Origin of the sequence: Xanthomonas sp. WCS2018Noco2-27, assembly GCF_031843525.1 — a bacterium.
Taxonomy (GTDB): Bacteria; Pseudomonadota; Gammaproteobacteria; order Xanthomonadales; family Xanthomonadaceae; genus Xanthomonas.
Genome location: NZ_JAVTIK010000014.1, coordinates 53,338 through 78,260, shown reverse-complemented (window position 1 = coordinate 78,260; position 24,923 = coordinate 53,338). Strand labels below are relative to the sequence as shown.

Here is a 24,923-nt window from a genome sequence, read left to right as displayed (position 1 = left end):
AGTAGCTGCAGAGTTGCCAGCCGTCTTATCAGCGTTTTGCCGACAACGCCTGCAGAGCGACGTGCGCGGTCAGCTCAGGAACAGTTCGACCACATCGTTGGTAAAGCGGCGGCCCAGTTCGGTGGGCACCACACGTCCTTGCTGCTCGATCAGCCACCCCTGTGCCACCGCACGCGCCACCGGCGCAGCGATGGTCGCGGCAGCCAGGCCGGTCGATGCCTCGAAATCGCTCAGGCGAAACCCTTCGTGCAGCCGCAACAGATTGAGCATGTATTCGAACGGCAAGCGCTCGCGCGGCACGACTTCATCGCCGCCGATCGACGCGGCGGTGCCGGCGCTGGCCAGATAGGTTTGCGGGTGCTTGTGCTTCCAGCGACGCAGCACGTGCTGCTCGGCGCCGGAACTGATCTTGCCGTGCGCGCCGGCGCCGATGCCCAGGTAATCGCCAAAGCGCCAGTAATTGAGGTTGTGCGCGCACTGCCGCCCGGGTTTGGCGTAGGCGCTGACTTCGTACTGCGCGTAGCCGGCGTCGGCGAGCAACGCTTGGCAATGTTCCTGGATATCCCAGGCCGCATCGTCGTCGGGAATGCCCTTGGGCGGCCGCGCAAAGAACACCGTGTTCGGTTCCAGCGTGAGCTGGTAATGCGACATGTGCGTGGGCTGCAGCGCGAAAGCGCGCTCAAGATCGTGCTCGGCCTGCAGTAGCGTCTGCTCGGGCAACGCATACATCAGGTCGATGTTGAAATTGTCGTAGCCGGCATCCTGCGCCAGCTTGATCGCACGCTCGGCGTCGGCGCTGTCATGGATGCGACCCAGCCGCTGCAATGCCACATCATCGAAGGTCTGCACCCCGAAGCTCAGCCGGTTCACGCCGGCCGCGCGGTAGTGCTCGAAGCGGCCATGTTCGGCCGTGCCCGGGTTGGTTTCCAGGGTGATTTCAAGGTTCGGCGCAAACCGCAGCCGCGCCGCTGCGGCCTGCAAAAAGCGGTCGATCGCCTCGGCCGGAAACAGGCTGGGCGTGCCCCCACCGAAGAACACCGAATGCACCACGCGTCCCCATACCAGCGGCAGATCCGCATCCAGGTCGCGGATCAATGCATCCACGTAGTCCTCGAACGGCAATACGCCCTTGGCCGCATGCGAGTTGAAATCGCAGTACGGGCATTTGCGCACGCACCAGGGCAGGTGCACGTAGAGCGAGAGCGGGGGCGGGATCAGGTCGGGCACTGCGTGAGGTCGTCCGTTACAGCGCGAGCGCGTGCAGTTTGTGCTGCAGCGTGGCCAGCGCCACTGCGCGGTGGCTGAGGCGGTTCTTCAGCTCGCTGTCCATTTCCGCCGCGGTCAGGCCGTAGACGGGGTCCAAAAACACCGGGTTGTAACCAAAGCCGCCATCGCCGCGCGGTTGCGTGGTGATCACGCCTTCCCAGCTGCCTTCGGCGATCAGCGGCTGCGGATCTTCCGGGTGACGCAGCAGCACGATCACCGCGTAAAAACGCGCGCTGCGGCGTTCGGCGGGTATATCGCGCATGGCATCGAGCAACTTGGCGTTGTTGGCCTGCGCATTGGTCGGGCTGCCGGCATAGCGCGCGCTGTACAAACCGGGCGCACCGCCAAGCGCATCGACGATCAGGCCGGAGTCATCGGCCAGAGCGGGCAGGCCGGTGACGGCGCTGGCATGACGTGCCTTGATCAGCGCGTTCTCGACGAAGGTCAGGCCGGTTTCCGGCACGTCCTCCACTCCGAGTTCGCCTTGCGCGACGATGCGCAGCGGCAGTGCGGCCAGCATCGCGCGCAGTTCTTCCAGCTTGCCGGCGTTGCCGCTGGCCAGGACCAGTTGTTTCATTGCTTGGGCTCCAGCAAATCCCACTTGGTGCCGTACAGATCGCGGAACACCACGACCGTGCCATACGGTTCTTCGCGCGGGGCTTCCAGAAATTCCACGCCAAACGCCTGCATCGCCGCGTGGTCGCGCCAGAAGTCGTCGGTGTAGAGAAAATGATCCACCCGCCCACCGGTCTGGTCGCCGATGCGCGCCTGCTGCGCGGCGTCGGCCGGCTGCGCAAGCAGCAAGCCGGCGTCCTGCGTGCTGCCCGGGCCGATCACCACCCAGCGTTTGCCGTCGCCCAACGCGCGATCTTCCAGCACCTGGAAGCCCAGCGCTCCGGTGTACCAGGCAATGGCCGCATCGTAATCGGCGACCAGCAGCGTGGTCAGGGCAATGCGCCGGCTCATCCGGCCAGCGCAGCGCGTTGCAGTGCGAACAGTTCGCCCATGCCCTTTTCGGCCAGAGCGAGCAGCGCGTTGAGTTCTTCGCGGCGGAACGCGTGACCTTCGGCGGTGCCCTGCAGCTCGATGAAGCCGCCGCCATCGTTCATCACCACATTCATGTCGGTGTCGCAGTCGCTGTCTTCCGGGTAATCCAGATCCAGCACCGGCTCGCCGCGATAGATGCCCACCGACACCGCAGCGACGGCGCCGATCAACGGATGCTTCTTGATGTCGCCGCGCTTGAGCAGCAGGTTCACCGCATCGGCCAGCGCCACGTAGGCGCCGGTGATCGCCGCGGTACGGGTGCCGCCGTCGGCCTGCAGCACGTCGCAGTCCAGGGTGATGGTGCGCTCGCCCAGTGCGTTGCGATCCACGCAGGCGCGCAAGGCGCGGCCGATCAGTCGCTGGATTTCCAGCGTGCGCCCGCCCTGCTTGCCGCGTGCGGCTTCGCGGTCGGAGCGGGTGTGGGTGGAGCGCGGCAACATGCCGTATTCGGCGGTGACCCAGCCTTCGCCCTTGCCGCGCAGGAAGTTCGGCACGCGGTTTTCCACGCTGGCGGTGCACAGCACGCGGGTGTCGCCGAAGCTCACCAGCACCGAGCCTTCGGCATGGCGGGTGAAGGAGCGTTCGATGCGCACCGGGCGCAGCTGATCGGCCATGCGGCCGCTGGGACGGGAAAAGGTCATGCGATGAGTCCGGAAGTCGGGAGGTGGGTCTTGGCGCCAATGCACGGCGGGCAGCAGCCGGCCGGTGTGGGCGGCTAGGGTACCATTCGCGCTTTGACGGCACGGGATTCACGATGATCCGAAGCATGACCGCGTTTGCTGGCGGCGAACGCATCACGCCCTGGGGCACGCTTGGTTGCGAGCTGCGCTCGGTCAACCACCGCTTTCTGGAAGTGGGCGTGCGCCTGCCCGAAGAATTGCGTGCGCTGGAGCCGCTGCTGCGCGAACGCGTGGCAGCCAAGAACAGCCGCGGCAAGCTGGACCTGACGCTGCGCTTGCGCGCGCCGGACAACGCACAGACGCTGGCGGTCAACGAATCGCTGCTGCAGGAGCTAGGTGCGCTGGCCACGCGGCTGGACGGGCTGTTTCCCAAGTTGCAGGTGGGCTTTACCGATCTGCTGCAGCTGCCCGGCGTGTTGCAGGTGCAGGACGTGGATGCGCCCGCGCTGCAGGCCCAGGCGCTGGCCTTGCTCGACGAAGTGGTCGACAGTTTTGTGGTTGCGCGCGAGCGCGAAGGCGGCAAGCTGGCCGAGGCGATCAGCGAGCGTGTGGATGCGATCGAACGCATCGCCGCCGAGGTGCGCGTTTTGATCCCGGCGATTCGCGAGGGGCAGCGCGCCAAGCTGGCTGCACGCCTGGCCGATCTGCCGCATCCGGTGGACCCGGGCCGCGCCGAGCAGGAACTGGTGCTGTGGCTGCAGAAGCTCGATGTGGACGAGGAACTGGACCGTCTGTCCAGCCACATTTCCGAAATCCGCCGCGTGCTCAAGCAGCGCGAACCGGTCGGCCGCCGGCTGGACTTTCTGCTGCAGGAGTTCAATCGCGAAGCCAATACGCTGGGCTCCAAGTCGGTGGACAGCCGCACCTCCAACGCCGCGGTGGATCTGAAGGTGCTGATCGACCAGATCCGCGAGCAGGTGCAGAACATCGAATAGCCGGGATTTGGGGATTCGGGATTCGGGATGGGGCAACTGCACGCCCCTCTCATCTGCGGGCTGGGTCCAATCCCGGTAGCATGTCGACCCCGGTGGTACCGGTCCGCATCCCGTTCGCGAATCCCGACTCTCCAATCACGAATCCCTGACCTATGCGCGGCACCCTCTATATCGTTGCGGCCCCCTCGGGCGCCGGCAAGAGCAGCATCGTCAACGCCACCTTGGCGCGAGACCCGAAGATCGCCTTGTCGATCTCGTTCACCTCGCGCGCGCCGCGGCCGGGCGAGCGGCATGCCGAGCACTACCATTTTGTGTCGGCAGACGAGTTCCAGGGCATGATCGAAGCGGGCGACTTTTTCGAATATGCGCGGGTGCATGGCGACTGGAAGGGCACTGCGCGGCAGTCGGTGGAGCCGCAGTTGGCCGCCGGCCACGATGTGCTGCTGGAGATCGATTGGCAGGGCGCACGCCAGGTCCGCCAGAAAGTGCCCGATGCGGTGAGCGTGTTCATCCTGCCGCCGTCGCGCCAGGCGCTGGACGAGCGCATGCGCAAGCGCGGGCAGGACAGCGAAGATGTGATGGCGCAGCGGCTGGCCGCCGCACGCGAGGAAATGCTGCATTTCGAAGAGTTCGATTACGTGATCATCAACGAGACCTTCGACACCGCGGTCTCGGAGATGTGCGCCATCTTCACCGCCAGCCGGCTGCGTCGGCAGGCGCAGCAGCAGCGGCATGCCGGCTTGATCCAGGCATTGCTGGACTGAGCCCGCCGGGTGGCCGCTTGCACGCGCGTGATGCACGCTGCCCGCAGCGGTTGCTCCGACGCCAAACGCGGCAGGTCGACGACTGGCATGTGTGCAGGTGTGAATGACCTGGGATGGCGGCTGACCGGCCGGACCTGCAGGGGCGTTCTGCGCACCGGGGCGCCGGTGTGGGTTGGTCGATGTGGTCCAAGTGGCTGATTTCAAAGCAAACTGAATGGCCGCCGGTTGCCCGCCCAGCGACGCCGGCGTACACTCCGCCCCCTTTCCCTCATTCGATGCGCGGCCGTTGCTGGTCGCCGGGAGCCCGCATGGCCCGCATTACCGTAGAAGATTGCCTGGAAGTCGTGAACAACCGTTTCGAGCTGGTCATGATGGCCTCCAAGCGCGCCCGTCAGCTCGCCAACGGCGTACAGCCGTTGATCGAAAACGCAGACGCCAGCGACAAGCCCACCGTGATGGCGCTGCGCGAGATCGCTGCCCGCCGGATCGACAACGCCCTGATCGATGAAGTCGAGAAGGCCGAACGCGAGCGTGCCGAGCGCGAAGCGCTGGAATGGGCCGCCGCCGAAGTGGTCGCCGACGAAGACATGTCGAAGAACGACGACTGATCGTCACCCGCCACTGCGGTGGCCAACGATGACGATGTCCAAACAGCCCGCCTTGTGCGGGCTGTTTGCGTTTTGAGGCCTGTGGCGCGATCAGCAGAATCACGACGCTTCGATGACGCGTGTCTGGCCGTCATGCGTTGCATCGCCGTGTGGCGCGCATGCCCTCCGGTTCCCGCGCGTCGCAGGCGCTGCCCGACGGCTGCTCGCGACAGTGCGTCGGCAGTTTTCATCGACGTCGGTGCGCTGCATATGCTTACTGATTGCGTGACGCGTGCTTCAGGCGTCGTCGCCCGGCAGCGGCGCCATCCCAGCAGCGCAGCTACCGGTCCAGTGCGCTCAATCGGCGCGCTGGTCGCCATGCCTTCGCCTACCGCTGCACGCTTCGCCGATCACGCGATGCACGCTTCAGGAGTTGTCTGCCAACACCTGCGCTATCGCGCGTCGCGGGCATCAGTCGTCGTCCGCCGGCAGCTGTGCCATCTCATCACGCAGGCTCCGATCCAGTGCCTGCATGGCCTGGTAGCCACGTCGTTTTGCGACATGCAGGTGCGCGATGGGCACCGGCGTCGCGGTGGTGCTCGCGCCCAGGCCGCTCATCGCCGACATCGCTGCCGGCAGATCGGCAAAGCCGCCACTGGCCACCGCGGCCAGCATTGCGCTGCCCAGCAGCACCGGTTCGGCGGTGGCCGCGACCTGCACCGGCACGCCGCAGGCATCGGCCATCAACTGGCGGACCAGGCGGCTGTGGCTGGCGCCGCCACTCATGATCACGCTGTCGAACCTCACCCCCTGCGCGCGCAGCGCATCGATGATGTCGGCCAGCCCGTAGCCCAGGCCGCAGACGCCGGCCACGTACAGCGCTTCCAGACCTTGCAGATCGTGGTCGATGGTCAGCCCGGCGATCATGGCGCGGGCGTTGGGGTCGGCATCGGGCGAGCGGTTGCCCAGATAGTCCGGCAGCACATGCAGACCGCGCGCCAGCACAGCGGCCTGGGACGCGCTGCCGACGCGCGCCAGCACGCGTTCTTCCAGCCACTGCAGCACATCCTGGCCTGCCGCAGTTGCCTGTGCGTTGGCGTCGGCATAGCCCGGATGCGAGCGCACCAGGGTGTCGATTGCCACGCCGGCGGCGGATTGGCCACCTTCGTTGAGCCATAGCCCCGGGACCAGTGCGGAGCCGTAAGGCCCCCAGACCCCGGGCGTGAAGCAGGGCGTCTGGGTGCTGGCCAGCACGCAGGCCGAGGTGCCGAAGATATAGGCCAACCGCGCGGTGAGCGGCATCGGCTGGCCAGCTGCGGACGGGCTGGCGAGCGTGCCGATGGCACCGGCATGCGCGTCGATCAACGCCGCGCCTACCGCGATGCCGGCACGCAGGCCCAATTCGTCGGCAGCCTGCGCCGAAAGCCCCTGGCCCAGCGCGGTGCCGGGCGGCACCACCTCGCTGCCGATCCGCGCGGCCGCATTGTCCAGCAGGTCGGCCAGGCCGATACGTTCGAAATAACGTCGGCTCCAGCCGCCTTCGTGCTGCACGTAGGTCCACTTGCAGGTCACCGTGCAGAGCGAGCGTGCGGTGCTACCGGTGGCACGCCAGCTCAGCCAGTCGGCCAGGTCGAAGAAATGCGCCGCGCGTGCGTAGCTGTCGGGCAGGTGCTGCTTGAGCCATAGCAGCTTGGGGGTCTGCATTTCCGGCGAGATCTGCCCGCCGACATAGCGCAGCACCGGCTCGTCGGTGGCGTTGATGTGCGCGGCCTGGGCGATGGCGCGGTGGTCCATCCACACGATCACATCGCGGTCGGCCTGGCCGCTGGGGCTGATGCACACCGGCCCGCCGTCGGCGGCCACCGCCACCAGCGAGCAGGTGGCATCGAAGCCGATGCCCGCTACCCGCGCGACGTCAACGCCGGTGTGTGCCAGCGCGGCGCGGATCGCCTGCACGCAGGCCTGCCAGATGTCTGCGGAAGATTGCTCGACCATCTCGCCGGGCAGGTACCAGGTCTGGATGGCATGGCGCGCGGTGCCGAGCAACTGGCCGCGCGCGTCGAACAGCCCGGCGCGGGCGCTGCCGGTGCCCACGTCCACGCCGATATAGATCGCCTCGTTGGTCGGTTGCATGGCTTACCAGCAGGTATAGCCGCCGTCGGCCAGCACGATACTGCCGGTCATCAGGCTGGCGGCAGGAGAGGCCAGAAACAGCGCCACCGAGGCGATTTCTTCCACTTCGCCCAGCCGTCCCATCGGCGTACCGCCGATCCAGGCGTCGTACATCGCCGGGTCTTCCTTGACGAAGGCATTGAGTGGCGTGGCGATATAGGTCGGCGCGACGGCATTGACGCGCACGCCGCGTGCGCCCCACTCGGCGGCCAGCGATTTGGTCAGGTGATGCACCGCCGCCTTGGAGGCGTTGTAGTAGGCCTGCGCCTGAGGTTTGTTGACGATGAAGCCGGACATCGAGCCGACGTTGACGATCACGCCATCGCCACTTTGCAGCATGTGCTTACCGAACGCACGGCAGCACCAGAACGTGCCATTGAGGTTGACGTCGATGACGTTGAGCCAGTGCTCGTCGGTGACCGTTTCGGCCGGGGTCTGGCTACGGGCGATGCCGGCGTTGTTGACCAGGATGTCCACCTTGCCGAACTGCGCGTTCAATGTATCGGCAACGCTGGTGACGCGTGCCGAATCGGTGACGTCCATCTGCACGAACTCTGCATCCAGGCCCTTGCTGCGCAGGGTCGCCAGGCCTTGCTCGGCCACTGCGCCATCGTGATCGGCAATGACCACCTTGGCGCCGGCTTCGGCCAGCGCCTCGCAAATCGCCAGGCCGATCGCGCGGCCGCCGCCGGTGACGACCGCCACGCGGCCATCGAGTTTGAACTTGTCCAGATACATCGGCATGTCTCCTGCTGGTCTTGATCGTGGGGGAGGAACGAAAACGGGGGAGGAACGAGGGGGGAGGGAGGTTTGGATGGAGCGCGCTCAGCGCATGGCCTGTTGCTGCGCGTCGAAGCGGTGCAGGTGCTGCGGGTCGGGGACCAGGGTCACCGTCTCGCCGACGTGCACGCGCAGATCGCCGGTGCAACGCGCATCGACCGTGCCCACGCCGGGGATCTCCACGTACACGAAGGTGTCGCTGCCCAGATGCTCGGCCTGGATCACGCTGCCTTGCCAGGCATCGCCGGTGCCGGTTGCGGGGCTGCCGCGCTGCACGGCGATGTGCTCCGGGCGCACCCCGAGCGTGACCGCACCATGGCGCGCGGCTACCTCGCCCTGCAGCAGATTCATGCGCGGCGAGCCGATGAAGCCGGCCACGAATACATTGGCAGGGCGCTCGTACAACTCCAGCGGCGTGCCGACCTGTTCGATGCGTCCGGCCTGCAGCACCACGATCTCGTCGGCCATGGTCATCGCCTCGACCTGGTCGTGGGTCACATACACCGCGGTGGTCTTGAGCTGCTTCTGCAGGCGGGTGACTTCCAGGCGCATCTGCACGCGCAAGGCCGCGTCCAGATTGGAGAGCGGCTCGTCGAACAGAAAGCCCTTGGGCTCGCGCACGATGGCGCGGCCGATCGCCACGCGCTGGCGCTGACCGCCGGACAACTGCCCAGGCTTGCGGTCGAGATAATCGGTGAGGTTGAGCACGGTGGCGGCCTGCGCCACGCGGCGCTCGATCTCGGCACTGGGAACGCGCGCCATTTTCAGGCCGAAGGCGATGTTCTTGCGCACGCTCATGTGCGGATACAGCGCATACGACTGAAACACCATCGACAAGCCACGTTTGGCCGGCGCCAGACCAGTCACGTCCTGGCCGTCGATGAGGATGCGCCCACCGCTCACATCTTCCAGCCCGGCGATCAGGCGCAATAGCGTGGTCTTGCCGCAGCCGGAGGGGCCGACGAAGACCACGAATTTGCCGTCGTCGATCTCCAGATCCGCGCCGTGGATGACCTGTGTGTCGTCGAAGGATTTGCTGACACCTTGCAGTGTGATGCGTCCCATGAACCACCTATCAAAGTTGAGTGAGCTACTTCACCGCGCCGAAGGTGAGCCCGCGCACGAGCTGCTTCTGGCAGAACCAGCCCAGCACCAGGATCGGCGCGATGGCCATCGTCGAGGCGGCCGACAACTTGGCCCAGAACAGGCCTTCCGGGCTCGAATACGAGGCAATGAACGCGGTCAATGGCGAGGCCTGCGAGGAGGACAGATTCAACGACCAGAACGCCTCGTTCCAGGCCAGGATCACGTTGAGCAGCAGTGAAGATGCGATGCCGGGGATGGCCATCGGCGCCAGGATGTAGAGGATTTCCTTGCCGATGGTGGCGCCGTCCATGCGCGCCGCTTCCAGGATGTCCTTGGGGATGTCCTTGAAGTAGTTGAACAGCATCCAGACCATGATCGGCAGGTTGCTCAGGCACAGCACGATGATCAGGCCCAGTTGCGTATCCAGCAGCCCGGAGTCGCGGTACAGCAGGTAGATCGGCACCAGCACGCCCACCGGCGGCAGCATCTTGGTGGATAGCATCCACAGCAGAATCCCGCGTGTGCGCTTGGTGGGCGAGAACGCCATCGACCACGCGGCAGGGATGGCGATGACCAGCGCGATCAGGGTGGATCCCAGCGATACCGCCACCGAATTCCAGGCATGCGCGAAGTAGTCGCTGCGTCCCTGCACGGCGACGTAGTTTTCCAGTGTCCAATGGAAGAACACGAAGCTGGGCGGGCTGGAAAACGCATCGACCTCGGTCTTGAAGCTGGTCAGCAGCATCCACAGGATCGGGAAGAAGATCACGCCGCCGACCACCCATGCGGCAACCGTGGTGACGAGGATTTGCAACGTGGACGTACGACGTGCCATCTCAGGTCTCCAGGTTCTTGCCGACGATGCGCACCAGGAAGATGGCCGCGATATTGGCCAGCACCACGGCGATCAATCCGCCTGCCGATGCGGCGCCCACGTCGTACTGCAGCAGTGCCTGCGAATAGATCAGGTACGCCAGATTGGTGGTTTGCAGGCCGGGCCCGCCGCCGGTGGTGACGTAGATTTCCACGAACACGGTGAGCAGGAAGATGGTTTCGATCAGCACCACGATGGTCAGCGGGCGCGCCAGATGCGGCAGGGTCAGATGGAAGAAGCGGTCGAACGCACCGGCGCCATCCATCAGCGCGGCTTCCTGTTGTTCTTCATCCAGCGACTGCAGTGCTGTCAGCAGGATCAGTACCGCAAACGGCAACCATTGCCACGCCACGATGACGATGATGGAGAACATCGGGTACTGGGTGAACCAGTCGATCGGGGTCAGGCCAACGCTTTGCCATAGCCATGCCAACAGCCCGGACACCGGATGCATCAGCAGGTTCTTCCAGATCAGCGCGCTCACCGTCGGCATCACGAAGAACGGTGCGATCAGCATCAAGCGCACGATGCGGCGCCCCACGAACACCTGGTCCAGCAGCAGCGCGATCAGCACGCCGAAGACGGCCGTAATCGCCAGTACCGAGCCGACCAGCAACAAGGTATTGCCCAGCGAAGAGAGAAACGCCGGGTTGCTCAGGAAGTAGCGGTAATTGCCCAGCCCGACAAAGGTCTGTTCCGGGTTGAGCAGGTTGTAGTTCAACGTGGAAAACCACACCGTCATCGCCAGCGGCACGATCATCCAGGCCAGCAGCAGCACGATCGACGGGGCGATCAGGAACCGTGCGAGTTTTTGCGTTTGATGGGTGGCCATCGGCAAGGTCCAGGGTGGAGGCAGGCAGCGCGCCTGCAATGCATGGCAGCGGCCGGATGCGTCGACGCCGGGATAGGCGTCGAACGCAGGGCCGGGTGGGCGTCAGAAATTCAGGCTGACCTGCAGGCCGACAATGGTGGCGTTGTTGCCATCCAGTCCGCCCGGATGACGGATGTACTGCACGCTGGGCATGACTTCGATCCCGCGGCTGACGGCGATGTTGTAATTGAGCTCGATGGGGTATTCGTAGCGCTGCACGCCAATGGCCGCCGCGCCCGCGGGCAAGCGCTGGTTGTAGCGGGTTTGCGCCGTACGCAAACGATCGCTGAGCGCATTGCGGCCGACGGCCACGCCGATGCGGTCGTTCGGTCGCGCAGCGGAAAGTCCTTTCCAGAACCCGCCGATCGCCAGCACCTGACCCACGGTGCTGACCTCGTCGTCGGCGTCGATGACGCTTGCGAACAACCGCAAGCCGCCCCCGGCGCCATTGCTGGTGACCTGTTGTTCGAAATTGGCGTAGAACGCGCGATCGGTGTCCTGCAGCGCGGCCGGATCGGTGCCGAGGCTGGTCGGCACGCCCGAGCGGGTGTAGACGCGCAGTTGATCGTTGCTGTTGCGGGTCGCACCGATGCGGTAGTCGCCATCGATCCCATTGCCGTAGTCGGGCTTGTACTCCACTTCGGCCACCAACATGGTGCCGTGGTCGTCGCCGGAGGTGCCAAGCTTCAAGCCTTGGTCGGTGGATCGGTTTTGCGGGTTGGCGTCGTAGCCGCCCACGCGGAAAAACCAGCGTTTGTCCGGGCTGAAAGTGACCACGCCGCCCCAGGCGCTGAGCGGGTCGCCATACCAGTTGTTGCTGATGTAGTTGGACGAGCCGCCGCTGCAGAAGGTCAGGTGCTGGTAGTTGCAGTTGAGCGCGAAGAAATCGGCGCTGGGATACAGGCGGCCGGCTTTCAGCGTCAGTTTGTCGTCGAGCAGGCGCTGGGTCAGCGAGAACTGGGTCAGGCGCGTCACATCGCCGCGTCCAAAAATCTGCTGCGACTGCAACAGCGTGGGGATGCCGGCGGTGTTGTTGATCAACTCGCCGTTGCGATTGGTGATCTCCAGTTTGAAATCGGCGCCGGACCAGCCCCACAGCCGTTGCAGATCAAAGTACCCGCCCAGGAAGAATTGGTCGGCATAGGCGGTGCGCTCGCGGAGTCCGCCGGAGGTGTTGTGGGCGGTCTGGCTGAAGTGCGCCAGTTTGAACTGGATCCCGTCATCGGCCAGCTTGCTGCGCAGGCCGCCCCAGTCGCCGCCGATGTGTTTGTCCGGATCGAATGCCTGGGCGCTGGCCTGTGTGCAGGCCAGGCTAGCGAGCAACATCGTCAGCGCAGGTGTGGTGTGCCTGATCTTCATCGATTGCCTCGTGGGAAGGTGCGGCGCCGTAACGCCGGAGCATGGCTGTGGCCAGGGACGGGCCGGGCAGGGTGCCCGGCCCAGCGGACCTGTACTTGGAGCAGCTGATAAAACGTAGCGAGCGCTGCGCTTAGCGCTTGGGGTAGCCGGCCCGCTGCATCTCGCGCTCGGTGGCGGCCTGCGCATTCTTCAATGCCTCATCCACGCTGATCGAGCCGGTGAGCGCCGCGGAAAACTGCTGGCCCACCGTCGTGCCGATCGACTGGAACTCGGGGATGGCCGCGTACTGCACGCCGACATAAGGCACCGGCTTGACCGTGGGGTGATGGGTGTCGGCGCCCTGGATGGCGGCCAGCGTCTGCTTGGCGAAGGGGGCGGCCTTGAGATACTCGGCCGTGGCGTACAGCGACTGGCGCGTGCCCGGCGGCACATTGCCCCAGCCTTCCTTGCCGGCCACCAGTTCGGTGTAGTGCTTGCTGGTGGCCCAGGCGATGAATGCCTGCGCCTTGTCGGCCTTTTTCGAACTTGCCGGGATGGCCAGATTCCAGGCCCATAGCCAGCCGGTGGTCTTGCCCTTGCCGGCATCCGGCGCCGCGGCAAAACCGACCTTGTCCGACACCTTGGATTCGCTCGGGTTGCTGATGAACGATGCGGCCACCGTGGCATCGACCCACATCGCGCACTTGCCTGCGGTGAACAGCGCAAGGTTCTCGTTGAAGCCATTGGACGCAGCACCCGGCGGGCCGGCGTCTTTCATGACATCCACATAGGTCTGCAGCGCGGCCTTCCATTCCGGCTGGTCGAACTGCGGTTTCCATTGTTCGTCGAACCAGCGCGCACCGAAGGCATTGCCCATCGAACTGATCAAGGCCATGTTCTCACCCCAGCCGGCCTTGCCGCGCAGGCAGATGCCGTAGATGCCGGCCTGCTTGTCGGTCATCTTGCGGGCGGCGTCGGCCACGAAGCTCCACGAGGGCTGCGCCGGCATGCTCAGGCCGGCCTTTTGCAGCAGGTCGGTGCGGTACATCAGCATCGAGCCTTCGGCGTAGAACGGCGCTGCATACAGCTGGCCCTTGTGACTGACCGCATCGCGGATCTGCGGGATCAGATCGTCCACCTGATAGTCCGCATCGAACGTCAGCGGCTTGAGCCAGCCGCGCTCGGCCCAGATTGGCACCTCGTAGGTGCCGATGGTCAGCACATCGAACTGGCCGCCCTTGGTCGCGATGTCGGTGGTGACGCGCTGGCGCAGCACGTTCTCTTCCAGGGTGACCCACTCGAGCTTGATCTGCGGATGGGTGGCGGTGAAATCCGAGGTCAGCTTCTGCATGCGGATCATGTCGCCGTTGTTGACGGTGGCGATGACCAGGGTGTCCTGCTTGGACGCAGCGCCGCTGTTGTTCGCGCCTCCGCCGCATGCCGCCAGTGATGCGCTCAGTGCCGCGCAGATCAGGGTCTTGATCGAAGTGTTCATACCGGTGCCTCAGCTTGAGGTTGGTTGAGCAAATGCCCGTGTGATGCGCATATGCCCACGACGTCACCACGCTGTAAAGCACTTTCGATCTTGCAGCGCAGCATCGCGGCGCACGCCAAGGCGCCCGCGCATGCCGGGAAATTTCAGCAATGAACTGCCATTACGCCCGCTGCGATGCGCTCAGCTCAGCTGGCGAGCAAGGCCTTGGCGGTGTGCTCGTCGGTGATCAGACCGTTGAGGATGCGGCCCTTCAGCGCGGCCTTGATCGGGCCCACCTTGGCGTTGCCCACGGCCACGCCGATCGACAGGCTGGTGGCCGGCACCGGATGCGGCACGCTGGTCAAACGCAGGTTGGTGCCTGCATCGATGATGTCGCCGGCTGCGGTGAGCGCCCAGCCGATCACTTCGCCCACCGCGCCCAGCCGGATCAGGTCCAGCAGTTCGTTGCGGCTGATGAAGCCGTCCACATGCAGCGGCGCGGTCTGATCGAGCTGCCCAACACCGACCAGGCGCAGATCGGCCTTTGCAGCGATCGCGCGGACCCGGCGCACCGCTTCGATCCCCAGCAGCATTTCGCGTTCTTCCTGCGAGGACAGAAACACCGGTAGCGGCATCGGGTAGTGCTGCGCGCCGGTCAGATCGGCCAGGCGGGCCACTGCGTCGAACGGGCTGGCCGAGCCATCCGGGGAAATGTTGCCGACCAGCGAAACCAGCTGATGATTGCGCGTTTGCATCGCAGGAATGCGCTCCACTGCCGCGCGCATGGCACGGCCGGTGCCGATGCCGATGATGCTCGGACTATCGCTGCGCAAGGTGGATTCCAGCAGCGCTGCCGCGCGTTCGGCGACACCGGTGACCAGGTGCGGGTCGGCCGGATCGGTGGGCGCGACCTCGCAATAGCGCATGCCGAAGCGGTCCTGCAACTGCGCGGCCAGATCCATGCAGGCGGCGATCGGATGTTCCAGCCGAAAGGTGATCAACCGCTGGCTCAGGCACAACGACACCAGGCGCTGCGCGGTGGCGCGCGAGACTTTGAGCTTGCGCGCGATCTCGTCCTGGGTGTTGCCGGCGATGTAGTACAGCCAGCCCGCTCTGGCTGCGGCATCGAGTCGGCTGGTGTCGTTATCGGGGTTGGCCATCGTCACATCTGTCTGCGTGGAAGTCTCAGCCTAACGTAGTGCCCAGGCGCTTGGTGCCGATGGCGCCCAGTGCGGTGGCGATGGCCGGCATGTCTGCAAACACCTGCGATGCGCCTGCGGCAGCGAGCAGCGCGGCCGCCGCAGCGCTTGCGCGGTGATGGCCGCCGCCGGTGAATCCCCACACCTGCATCCCGGCCGCGCAGGCGGCTTGCACGCCGCTGGGGCTGTCTTCGATCACCAGGCAGCCCGCGGGCGCCACCTGCATGCGGTCGGCGGCGAACAGGAATAGGTCGGGCGCAGGCTTGCCGCGGGCGACCAGCTCGGCGGTGTAGATGTGCGCACCGACATGCCCCGCCAGGCCGGTGACCTGCAGGCACAGGCGCACCCGCTCAAGATGGCTGGACGAGGCCACGCACCGCGGTGTCTGCACTGCGTCCAGCAGCGCGGCCACGCCAGGGATCGGCTGCAATTCGGTGCCAAAGCGGGCCAGCAACGCGGCATTGAGGTCGCGCTCGAAGGTGTCCGGCAGCGTGCGCCCCAGCGTCTGCACATGAGCGCGCACGCTGCCCAGGCTGCGCCCGAGGAAGTGCTGCTGGACCCCGTCGATGTCGATGTCCACGCCGTGTTGTTGCAGTGCCTGGGCCAGTACCGCGCACGCCAACGGCTCGCTGTCGACCAGCACGCCGTCGCAGTCGAAGATCAGCAGGTCGGGCGGAGCGTGCATGAGTGAGGTCCCTGGATTAACGCGGGCCCGAGTGTAGCAGTCGGGCAAATGTCGCTTCGCTGGGTAAAGTTGCAGGAAGCGCGTCTGTGGCGGCTGTGGCTGGCGTGAAGCGGCCGCACAGCGACCGATCGCCGGCCGCCAGCGCGTGCGGCACGCATGCCGCGTTGCCGCAAACCGGCCACTGGCATAGTCTTCGCGCATGAACCCAGGCCCCACTGCCCAGGCGACCGTGGCGACGTCCCCGTCTTCCGACCCGGCTATCCCCGACTACGTCCTGCACCTCGAACGCGCTGCCAGCTACCTTCCCAAGGAGCAGCTGCCGATCCTGCGCCGTGCCTGGGAAGTCGGCGCCGTGGCGCATGCCGGCCAGACCCGCAAGTCCGGCGAGCCCTACATCACCCATCCGGTGGCCGTGGCCGGCGTGCTTGCCGAGCTGGGCCTGGACATGGAATCGCTGATCGCCGCGATCCTCCACGACACCATCGAAGACACGCCGCTGACGCGCGAAGAACTGGCGTCCGAATTCGGCGAAGCGGTGGCCGAGCTGGTCGATGGCGTCACCAAGCTGGACAAGCTCAAGTTCCGCGACCGCCAGGAAGCGGCGGCGGAAAGCTTCCGCAAGATGTTGCTGGCGATGTCGCGCGATCTGCGTGTGATCATGATCAAGCTGGCCGACCGGCTGCACAACATGCGCACGCTCGGCGCGCAGAGCACCGAGGCACGTGGCCGCATCGCGCGCGAAACCCTGGAAATCTACGCACCCATCGCCCAGCGCCTGGGCATGAGCCTGATCAAGTCCGAGTTGCAGAATCTGGGCTTCCGCGCGCTGTATCCGTGGCGTCACGCCATCATCGAAAAACATATCCGCAGCCAGCCGGTGGTGCGGCGCGAATCGATGGCGCAAGTGGAAGTGCAGCTGTCGCAGCGGTTGGCCAAGGAAGGGCTGGAACACCGGCTGGTCAGCCGCATCAAGACGCCCTGGAGCATCTATTCCAAGATGCACGAAGAGAACAAATCCTTCGACCAGGTGATGGACGTGTTCGGCTTCCGGCTGGTGGTACGCACCGTGGCCGATTGCTATCACGCGCTCGGCGCGGTGCATGCCACCTTCAAGCCGCTGGACGGGCGCTTCCGCGATTTCATCGCGATCCCCAAGGCCAACGGCTATCAGTCGCTGCACACGGTGCTGTTCGGTCCCTACGGCTCGCCGATCGAGGTACAGATCCGGACCGAAGAAATGGACCTGATCGCCGAGCGCGGCGTGGCTGCGCACTGGACCTACAAGGTGGGCTCGGCCTCGCCCAATAGTGCGCAGAGCCGCGCGCACGACTGGATCGTGGAGCTGATCGACTCGCAGCGCGCTGCCGGCTCGTCGCTGGAGTTCCTGGACAACGTCAAGGTGGACCTGTTCCCGGACGAGGTCTATCTGTTCACGCCCAAGGGCAAGATCCTTGCGCTGCCGCGCAATTCCACCGCGCTGGACTTCGCCTACGCAGTGCATACCGACGTGGGCAACCGCGCGGTGGCCTCGCGCGTGGACAAGAAGCTGGTGCCCTTGCGCACCAAGCTGGTCAGCGGGCAGGCAGTGGAAATCATCACCGCGCGTTCGGCCACGCCCAAGCCGCAGTGGCTGGAGTTTGTGGTCAGCAGCAAGGCGCGCACCGCGATCCGCCACCAGCTCAAGCAGCTCGAACACGAAGATGCCGTGCAGCTGGGCCATCGCATGCTCGATCGCGCGCTCGAAGCGATGGACTCTTCGCTGGAACGCCTGCCCAAGGGCCGGCTGGATGCCTTCCTCAACGAACACCGTTACCCGCGCCTGGAAGCCTTGCTCGCCGATGTCGCGTTGGGCAACTGGATGCCCACCCAGGCCGCACAGGCCTTGATGGCGTACGCGGAATTGCGCGGCGGCGGGCACTCCAAGCACTCGCACGAAAAGATCCTGATCGACGGCAGCGAGCGCGGCGTGATCAGTTTCGCCAACTGTTGTCAGCCGATTCCCGGCGACGAAATCATGGGCTACCACACCGCCGGCAAGGGCATCGTGGTGCACCGTCTGGATTGCCCCAACCTGGCCGAGCTGCGCAAATCGCCCGAGCGCTGGGTACCGATCGATTGGGACTCCAACGTCACCGGCGACTACGACACCGCGCTGGTGGTGGAAGTGGAAAACCGCACCGGCGTGCTGGCGCAGTTGGCCGCGGCGATTGCGCAAAGCAAATCCAATATCGAACGTGTGGACTACCTGGACCGCGACTTCAATGCGGCGGTGCTGCGCTTCAATATCCAGGTGCGCGACCGCCGCCATCTGGCCGAAGTGATGCGCCGGCTGCGGCGCCTGCATGTGGTGCAGAGCGTGGGTCGCCAGTAAGAGCATCTAACAAAAGGCCTGTGCTCACCGCCAGGCGGGCGGTGAGCGGTGCGGCATGTACCACGCCTCTGTTCCGGTTCTGAGCGCGCCGTCCACAACCACGTGACGACTGCTCGTTACGTGGTGTTAGCTGTTCGAAACCGGATCGTTGCGTTGGGCAGTGGCTGCGCTGCAGTGAGCGTGTGACAGCTCAATCGCGTTGCCCGGCTCAGGCGATCAAGCGACGCAGCGCAGGGTTGTCGTTGTCCTGCTTCCACACCAGATGCAGTTCCACCGGCGTGGCAGGGGTTTCATCGCGCAGCGGCAGGTACACGATGCCGGCGTAACGCAGGCCGCTCGCGCCTTCGGGCACCAGTGCCATGCCCATGCCGCCGCGCACCAGCGCCAACACCGAGTGGATCTGGCTGACGTACTGCACCGAGCGCGGCGCGATGCCGCGCGCACCGAACAACTGCGCCAGCAGATCGTAGAAATAGCGCGCTTCATCGGGTGCGTAATTGACCAGCGGCTGCCCGTCGAAATCCTGCAGGCGCAGGCTGTCGTGTTGCGCCAGTGGCGAGTCTTCCGGTAGCGCGGCGATCAGCGGTTCGCGTGCCACGCAGCGGCTGTGCAGACCCTGGCGCTGGATCGGTGGGCGCAGCAGGCCGATATCCAGCCGGCCGGCGTCCAGCGCATCCAGTTGCGCCAGGCTGACCATCTCCTTGAGCTGTAGATCCACATCCGGTGCTTGCCTGCGCCACCGCGCGATGGCCTCGGGCAGGAAGCGGTAACTGGCACCGGCGGTGAAGCCCACCGACACGCTGCCGGCATCGCCGGTGCCGATCCGGCGCGCACGTAGCCCGGCATTCTCGGCCATGCGCAAGATCGCGCGCGCTTCGGCCAGCAGGCTGCGGCCAGCCTGGGTCAGCCGCACATGCCGGCTGTTGCGCTCCAGCAGCGCGGTGCCGACGCTGTGCTCCAGCAGCTGAATCTGCCGGCTGAGCGGCGGCTGGGTCATGTTCAGGCGCTCGGCTGCGCGCCGGAAGTGCAGTTCGTCGGCGACGGCGACAAAGCAACGCAGTTGTTGCAGATCGAACATGGCGGGCGGGCCTCGCGTTGCAAAAACACACGAATCGGATGCTGCACCCGCAACATCCCGGCGCGGCCAGCACGAATGAATAGGCGACGCTCGGCCAGAAAGGACGCTGGCGGACGCAACAACCCATAATTACGTCGCGTCGAAAAAGCGTTGCAAAGCAGCCATTTGCGGCGCACTACGTCGGTCTGTGATGCGATTGATTCAACTTATGTATCAAACAATACGTCCTTTGGTTTGGACCAGCAACGATCTGCGTTTCTAGGATCAACCGCATCCCCCGCCCAGGAGCGTTTGTCCGATGAGCAGCAGATACACCCCGTCCGAAATGGCCCAAGCGCTTGGCGCCGGGCTGTTGTCGTTTCCGGTGACCCATTTCGATGCCGACCTGGCCTTCGACGAACCCGCCTATCGCAGCAATCTGGACTGGCTGTCCTCGCATCCGGCCGCCGGCCTGTTTGCGGCGGGCGGCACCGGCGAGCTGTTTTCGCTGACGCTGGACGAAGTGGACCGCGCCGTGCGCGCGGCCGTCACCGAGACTGCTGGCCGCATGCCGGTGATCGCCCCGGCCGGCTATGGGACTGCGATTGCGATCGAGATGGCGCAGGCCGCCGAGCGTAACGATGCCGACGGCATCCTGCTGTTTCCGCCGTACCTCACCGAGTGCGATGCCGACGGCGTGGCCGACCATGTCGAGCGCGTCTGCAAGGCCACCAGCCTGGGCGTGATCGTCTACGGCCGCGCCAATGCCAAGCTCGACGATGTGACGCTGGCGCGTGTGGCCGAGCGCTGCCCCAACCTGGTGGGCTACAAGGACGGCATCGGCGATGTGGACCGCATGACCCGCATCTATGCGCGGCTGGGCGACCGGCTGTTGTACGTGGGCGGCCTGCCCACCGCCGAAACCTTCGCGCTGCCGTATCTGGAAATGGGCGTGACCACGTATTCGTCGGCCATCTTCAATTTCCTGCCCGAGTGGGCGCTGGCGTTCTATGCGGCGGTGCGCGCGCGCGACCACGCCACCATCTACCGCGAGCTCAACGACTTCGTGTTGCCGTACACGGTGCTGCGCAATCGTCGCGCCGGTTATGCGGTGTCCATCGTCAAGGCCGGCATGCGCGCGGTCGGCCGCCCGGCCGGTCCGGTACGCACGCCATTGGCTGATCTCAACGAAGACGAATTCGCGCAGCTCAAGCAACTGATCGGAGGCCGCCGCTGATGCACACCCTCAAGGGCGAATCGCTGATCGGGCAGCGCGGCGTGCGCGGCGCCGGGGCGGAATTTCATGCGGTGGATGCGGCCAGCGGCGCGGTATTGCAGCCGGCGTTCGGCTCGGTGAGCGCACAGGATCTGCAGCAGGCCTGCGCGCTGGCGCAGGCGGCGTTCGACACCTATCGCGAAACGCCGCTGGAAGCGCGCGCGGTTTTTCTGGAAACCATCGCCGAGCAGATTCTGGCGCTGGGCGATGCATTGATTGAACGCGCCATATGCGAAAGCGGCCTGCCTCGCCCACGTCTGGAAGGTGAGCGCGGACGCACCGTGGGGCAACTACGTCTGTTCGCCAACGTGGTGCGCGAAGGCAGCTGGCTGCAGGCCCGCATCGACCCCGCGCTGCCGCAACGCACGCCGTTGCCGCGCGCGGATCTGCGCCAGCGGCATATCGCACTGGGGCCGGTGGCGGTGTTCGGCGCCAGTAATTTCCCGCTCGCATTCTCGGTGGCCGGTGGCGATACCGCGTCGGCATTGGCGGCCGGTTGCCCGGTGGTGGTCAAGGCGCACAGCGCGCATCCGGGCACGTCGGAATTGGTGGGCCGTGCGATCCAGGCGGCGGTGGCGCAGTGCGGGCTGCCCGAAGGCGTGTTCTCGCTGCTGTTCGACGCCGGCATCGAGATCGGCGCGCAGCTGGTGGCCGACGCGCGCATCAAGGCGGTGGGTTTCACCGGTTCGCGTGCTGGCGGCATGGCCTTGGTCAAGATCGCTTCCGCACGCCGCGAGCCGATTCCGGTGTATGCGGAGATGAGTGCGATCAATCCGGTATATCTGCTGCCGCAGGCGCTACAGGCGCGTGCATCCGATCTGGGCAAAGCGTTCGTCGGCTCGCTGACCTTGGGCGCGGGGCAGTTCTGCACCAACCCCGGCCTGCTGCTGGCGATCGATTCGCCGGCGCTGGATGCGTTTATCGCGTCGGCCACGCAAACGCTGCACGCGGTGTCGCCGGCAGCAATGCTCACCGCAGGCATTGGCCAGGCCTATGCGCAGGGTGTGCAGCGTCTGGCCGCGCATCCGCAGGTCAGCACGCTGGCACGTGGCGCCGCACCGGAAGCGGGTCGCTGCCCGGCCGCATTGTTCGGCACCGACGCCGATGCCTTTCTGGCCGATGAGGCGCTGCAGGCCGAAGTCTTCGGTGCCTCCTCGCTGCTGGTGCGTTGCAAGGACATCGCTCAACTGCGCGCGTTGAGCGAGCACCTGGAAGGCCAGCTCACCGCCACCTTGCACATGGATGCTGGCGATACCGACCTGGCCGCCGCGTTGCTGCCGGTGCTGGAACGCAAGGCCGGGCGCATCCTGGTCAACGACTGGCCCACCGGTGTGGAGGTCTGCCACGCGATGGTGCATGGCGGCCCGTTCCCGGCCACCTCCGACAGCCGCAGCACCTCGGTGGGCACGCTGGCGATCGATCGCTTCCTGCGCCCGGTCTGCTACCAGGATCTGCCTGCCGCGCTGTTGCCCGCTGCAGTGGCGCACAGCAACCCGCTCGGGCTGTGGCGACGCGTCGATGGCGCGCTGGGACACGACTGATAGCGGCGGAGGCAACGATGCCTGAGGCGTGCCGGAGGAGGGTCCGGTGCGCCATCTGCAGGCGCCACTTGGAGTACCGGAGCGCACTGCGCTTCCATCGTCATAGGTGAGGAACGATGATGGCTATCGATTCAAAGACAGTCGGTTCAACGACGGTTCCGCGCAGGCGCTACCTGATCTTGCTGATGTTGTTCGTGGTGACCACGATCAACTATGCAGATCGCGCCACCTTGTCCATCGCCGGTTCCGCGGTCCAGGATGCGCTGGGCATCGACGCGCTGCAGATGGGTTTCATTTTTTCTGCGTTCGGTTGGGCGTATGTGGCCGGGCAGATTCCCGGCGGCTGGTTGCTCGATCGCTTCGGCTCGCGGCGCGTGTACGGCCTGTCGCTGCTGATCTGGTCGCTGTTCACCGCCTTGCAGGGCTTTATCGATTGGGTGCCTGTGACCTGGGCGGTCACCACCTTGTTCGTGCTGCGCTTTCTGGTCGGCATTGCCGAAGCGCCGTCGTTCCCGGGCAATAGCCGCATCGTGGCGGCGTGGTTCCCTACCGCCGAGCGTGGCCTGGCGGCGTCGATCTTCAATTCCGCGCAGTACTTCGCCACCGTGGCCTTCGCGCCGCTGATGGGCTGGCTGGTGCACGCCTGGGGCTGGGAACACGTGTTTCTGGTGATGGGCGCGGTGGGTGTGTTGCTGGCGCTGGTATGGCGCAAGACCATCTATGCCCCGCGCGAACATCCGCGCTTGAGCGCGCAGGAGCTGGACTATATCCAGCGCAACGGCGCGCTGGTGGACATGGAGCAGGGCAACAAGCCCGGTAGCCAGCCCAAGGGCACGCAATGGCATTACGCCAAACAGCTGTTGTGCAACCGCATGTTGCTGGGCGTGTACATCGGCCAGTACTGCATCACCACGCTGACGTACTTCTTTCTGACCTGGTTTCCGGTGTATCTGGTCAAGGAACGCGGCATGTCGATCCTGGAAGCCGGCTTTGTGGCCTCGTTGCCGGCGGTGTGCGGCTTTATCGGCGGCGTGCTGGGCGGCTATGTGTCCGACCGCATGGTGCGGCGTGGCTATTCGCTCACCGTCTCGCGCAAGACGCCCATCGTGGTCGGCATGTTGATGTCGGTGACGATGATCGGCTGCAACTACGTGCAGGCCGAATGGATGGTGGTCGGGCTGATGGCGCTGGCCTTCTTCGGCAAGGGCATCGGCGCACTCGGCTGGGCGGTGGTGGCCGACACCTCGCCCAAGGAAATCGCCGGCTTGTCCGGTGGCCTGTTCAATACCTTCGGCAACATCGCCGGCATCACCACGCCGATCGTGATCGGCTACATCGTGTCCACCACCGGCACCTTCGAATGGGCGCTGGTGTTCGTCGGGCTCAATGCCTTGCTGGCGGTGGTGTCCTATCTGGTGGTGGTGGGTGAAATCAAGCGCGTGGAACTCAAGGCCCCGCCCGGCGGCCCGTCCATGCCCGTGCCCGCACCGCTGTGACCGTCTTCGGAGACTTTCGATGAATATCCACACCGCACCTGCAAGCATCGGCGCCACGCCGCGCATCACCGACATCCGCGTGGTGCCGGTCGCCGGCCAGGACAGCATGCTGCTGAACCTCAGTGGCGCGCACGCGCCGTACTTCACCCGCAATGTGCTGGTGCTGCGCGATTCGTCCGGCCGTACCGGCGTGGGCGAAGTGCCTGGCGGCGCAGCCATCGCCGGCTTGCTGCACGAGGCAGCGCCGCTCATTCGCGACCGCTCCATCGCCGAGTATCAACGCATCCTCAATCAGGTGCGCACCGCATTTGCAGACCGCGACAGCGCCGGACGTGGTCTGCAGACCTTCGATCTGCGCATCACCATCCACGCGGTAACCGCCATCGAATCGGCGTTGCTGGATCTGCTGGGGCAATTCCTCGATCAACCGGTCGCCGCCCTGCTCGGCGAAGGCCAGCAACGCGACGCGGTGGACGTGCTGGGCTACCTCTTTTTCATTGGCGACCGACGCAAGACCGGGTTCGACTATCGCGACGGTGGCGGTGCCCGCGATGACTGGGAGGCGGTGCGCGACCAGGAAGCCTTGACGCCGGCATCGGTCGTGCGCCTGGCCGAAGCGGCCTACGAAAAATACGGCTTTCGCGACTTCAAGCTCAAAGGCGGCGTATTGCGTGGCGAAGACGAAATCGAGGCCATTGTCGCGTTGCACGAACGTTTTCCGCAGGCGCGCATCACGCTGGACCCCAATGGCGCGTGGTCGCTGGATCAGGCCATTGCCCTGTGCCGCGACATGCACGGCGTGATGGCCTATGCCGAAGACCCTTGCGGTGCGCAGGAGGGGTATTCCGGCCGCGAGATCATGGCCGAGTTCCGTCGCGCCACCGGCTTGCCGACCGCCACCAACATGATCGCCACCGACTGGCGGCAGATGGGCCACGCCATCCAGTTGCAGTCGGTGGATATCCCGCTGGCCGACCCGCATTTCTGGACGTTGCAAGGCTCGGTGCGGGTGGCGCAACTGTGCCGCGACTGGGGCCTGACCTGGGGCTCGCATTCTAACAACCACTTCGATATTTCGCTGGCGATGTTCACCCACGTGGCCGCCGCAGCGCCGGGGCAGGTGACCGCGATCGACACGCACTGGATCTGGCAGGACGGCCAACGCCTGACCCATCACCCGTTGCAGATCGTCGGCGGCCAGATCCAGGTGCCGGCAAAGCCCGGTTTGGGTGTCGAACTCGATATGGATGCGCTGGAAGCGGCGCATCGCACTTACCAACGTCTGAGCCTGGGCGCGCGCGATGATGCTGCCGCGATGCAGGCCTTGATTCCCAACTGGACCTTCGACAACAAGCGGCCGTGCCTGGTGCGCTAACCGTGCGGTGGCTGCAGCCGAATGCACGGCATGCAGCGGCTGCGTCCAA

General features: G+C 65.6%; 22 protein-coding genes and 1 other RNA gene. 9 read left to right on the top strand and 14 right to left on the bottom strand.

From position 1 onward, the window contains the following. Positions 1–69: 69 nt before the first annotated feature. Genes hemW through rph form a run of 4 tightly spaced genes read right to left on the bottom strand, consistent with a single transcriptional unit; the run spans position 70 to position 2,954 of the window. Positions 70–1,227: a radical SAM family heme chaperone HemW gene (gene hemW / locus RQH86_RS18870; RefSeq protein ID WP_311240264.1), complete on the bottom strand. Its 1,158-nt coding sequence runs from the start codon at positions 1,225–1,227 to the stop codon at positions 70–72. 16 nt (positions 1,228–1,243) lie between these two features. Next, positions 1,244–1,843, bottom strand: a complete 600-nt coding sequence (gene rdgB, locus RQH86_RS18865) for an RdgB/HAM1 family non-canonical purine NTP pyrophosphatase (protein ID WP_311240263.1) — start codon at positions 1,841–1,843, stop codon at positions 1,244–1,246. Continuing rightward, positions 1,840–2,232, bottom strand: coding sequence for a VOC family protein (locus RQH86_RS18860; RefSeq protein WP_311240262.1), 393 nt, complete (start codon positions 2,230–2,232; stop codon positions 1,840–1,842). Before RQH86_RS18860 ends, rdgB begins: the two co-directional genes overlap by 4 nt. Further along, entirely contained in the window at positions 2,229–2,954 is a 726-nt protein-coding gene (rph, locus tag RQH86_RS18855) for a ribonuclease PH (RefSeq protein WP_055848595.1), read from the bottom strand. Before rph ends, RQH86_RS18860 begins: the two co-directional genes overlap by 4 nt. A gap of 113 nt (positions 2,955–3,067) precedes the next feature. Here rph and RQH86_RS18850 point away from each other — a divergent pair, with 113 nt between their 5' ends. The 3 genes from RQH86_RS18850 to rpoZ all read left to right on the top strand — a co-directional run bounded on the left by RQH86_RS18850 (position 3,068) and on the right by rpoZ (position 5,300). After that, positions 3,068–3,928, top strand: coding sequence for a YicC/YloC family endoribonuclease (locus tag RQH86_RS18850; protein WP_055848598.1), 861 nt, complete (start codon positions 3,068–3,070; stop codon positions 3,926–3,928). Positions 3,929–4,080: 152 nt separating this feature from the next. Then, positions 4,081–4,692 carry a guanylate kinase gene (gene gmk, locus RQH86_RS18845; RefSeq protein WP_055848600.1) on the top strand — a complete coding sequence of 204 codons (612 nt, stop codon included), beginning with the start codon at positions 4,081–4,083 and terminating at the stop codon, positions 4,690–4,692. Positions 4,693–5,000: 308 nt separating this feature from the next. After that, positions 5,001–5,300 (top strand): DNA-directed RNA polymerase subunit omega, encoded by a 300-nt coding sequence (gene rpoZ / locus RQH86_RS18840; protein ID WP_002812428.1) that lies wholly within the window; start codon positions 5,001–5,003, stop codon positions 5,298–5,300. 450 nt (positions 5,301–5,750) lie between these two features. Here rpoZ and RQH86_RS18835 read toward each other — a convergent pair whose 3' ends face one another. The 9 genes from RQH86_RS18835 to RQH86_RS18795 all read right to left on the bottom strand — a co-directional run bounded on the left by RQH86_RS18835 (position 5,751) and on the right by RQH86_RS18795 (position 15,758). Next, on the bottom strand, positions 5,751–7,412 hold the full coding sequence (locus tag RQH86_RS18835) for an FGGY-family carbohydrate kinase (protein ID WP_311240261.1): 1,662 nt from the start codon (positions 7,410–7,412) through the stop codon (positions 5,751–5,753). 3 nt (positions 7,413–7,415) lie between these two features. Further along, positions 7,416–8,195 (bottom strand): SDR family oxidoreductase, encoded by a 780-nt coding sequence (locus RQH86_RS18830; RefSeq protein WP_202974316.1) that lies wholly within the window; start codon positions 8,193–8,195, stop codon positions 7,416–7,418. 81 nt (positions 8,196–8,276) lie between these two features. After that, positions 8,277–9,296: an ABC transporter ATP-binding protein gene (locus tag RQH86_RS18825; protein ID WP_055848606.1), complete on the bottom strand. Its 1,020-nt coding sequence runs from the start codon at positions 9,294–9,296 to the stop codon at positions 8,277–8,279. 25 nt (positions 9,297–9,321) lie between these two features. Beyond that, the gene (locus tag RQH86_RS18820) at positions 9,322–10,152 is read right to left on the bottom strand and encodes a carbohydrate ABC transporter permease (protein WP_311240260.1); all 831 of its coding nucleotides are present in this window, start codon (positions 10,150–10,152) and stop codon (positions 9,322–9,324) included. A 1-nt stretch (position 10,153) separates the two neighbouring features. Next, entirely contained in the window at positions 10,154–11,023 is an 870-nt protein-coding gene (locus RQH86_RS18815; RefSeq protein ID WP_055848611.1) for a sugar ABC transporter permease, read from the bottom strand. A gap of 102 nt (positions 11,024–11,125) precedes the next feature. Further along, positions 11,126–12,421, bottom strand: coding sequence for a carbohydrate porin (locus RQH86_RS18810; protein ID WP_311240259.1), 1,296 nt, complete (start codon positions 12,419–12,421; stop codon positions 11,126–11,128). A gap of 130 nt (positions 12,422–12,551) precedes the next feature. Continuing rightward, the gene (locus RQH86_RS18805) at positions 12,552–13,895 is read right to left on the bottom strand and encodes a sugar ABC transporter substrate-binding protein (protein ID WP_311240258.1); all 1,344 of its coding nucleotides are present in this window, start codon (positions 13,893–13,895) and stop codon (positions 12,552–12,554) included. A 185-nt stretch (positions 13,896–14,080) separates the two neighbouring features. Then, entirely contained in the window at positions 14,081–15,034 is a 954-nt protein-coding gene (locus tag RQH86_RS18800; protein WP_311240257.1) for a sugar-binding transcriptional regulator, read from the bottom strand. Between the two features lie 25 nt (positions 15,035–15,059). After that, positions 15,060–15,758: an HAD family hydrolase gene (locus RQH86_RS18795; protein ID WP_311240256.1), complete on the bottom strand. Its 699-nt coding sequence runs from the start codon at positions 15,756–15,758 to the stop codon at positions 15,060–15,062. Positions 15,759–15,957: 199 nt separating this feature from the next. Here RQH86_RS18795 and RQH86_RS18790 point away from each other — a divergent pair, with 199 nt between their 5' ends. Together RQH86_RS18790 and RQH86_RS18785 are read left to right on the top strand one after the other, a co-directional pair. Beyond that, positions 15,958–18,129, top strand: a complete 2,172-nt coding sequence (locus RQH86_RS18790; RefSeq protein WP_311240255.1) for a bifunctional (p)ppGpp synthetase/guanosine-3',5'-bis(diphosphate) 3'-pyrophosphohydrolase — start codon at positions 15,958–15,960, stop codon at positions 18,127–18,129. Positions 18,130–18,184: 55 nt separating this feature from the next. After that, positions 18,185–18,261, top strand: a non-coding RNA gene (locus tag RQH86_RS18785) — sX9 sRNA. Between the two features lie 76 nt (positions 18,262–18,337). Here the strand turns inward: RQH86_RS18785 and RQH86_RS18780 are convergent. Continuing rightward, positions 18,338–19,207: a LysR family transcriptional regulator gene (locus RQH86_RS18780; protein WP_055848622.1), complete on the bottom strand. Its 870-nt coding sequence runs from the start codon at positions 19,205–19,207 to the stop codon at positions 18,338–18,340. Between the two features lie 298 nt (positions 19,208–19,505). Here RQH86_RS18780 and kdgD point away from each other — a divergent pair, with 298 nt between their 5' ends. The 4 genes from kdgD (at position 19,506) to gudD (ending at position 24,874) form a co-directional block, all read left to right on the top strand. Further along, positions 19,506–20,423, top strand: a complete 918-nt coding sequence (kdgD, locus tag RQH86_RS18775; protein WP_311240254.1) for a 5-dehydro-4-deoxyglucarate dehydratase — start codon at positions 19,506–19,508, stop codon at positions 20,421–20,423. Beyond that, the gene (locus tag RQH86_RS18770) at positions 20,423–22,003 is read left to right on the top strand and encodes an aldehyde dehydrogenase (NADP(+)) (protein ID WP_311240253.1); all 1,581 of its coding nucleotides are present in this window, start codon (positions 20,423–20,425) and stop codon (positions 22,001–22,003) included. Before kdgD ends, RQH86_RS18770 begins: the two co-directional genes overlap by 1 nt. A 116-nt stretch (positions 22,004–22,119) precedes the next feature. Further along, entirely contained in the window at positions 22,120–23,499 is a 1,380-nt protein-coding gene (locus RQH86_RS18765) for an MFS transporter (protein WP_311240252.1), read from the top strand. Between the two features lie 19 nt (positions 23,500–23,518). Next, the gene (gene gudD, locus RQH86_RS18760; RefSeq protein ID WP_311240251.1) at positions 23,519–24,874 is read left to right on the top strand and encodes a glucarate dehydratase; all 1,356 of its coding nucleotides are present in this window, start codon (positions 23,519–23,521) and stop codon (positions 24,872–24,874) included. The last annotated feature ends 49 nt before the right edge of the window (positions 24,875–24,923 follow it).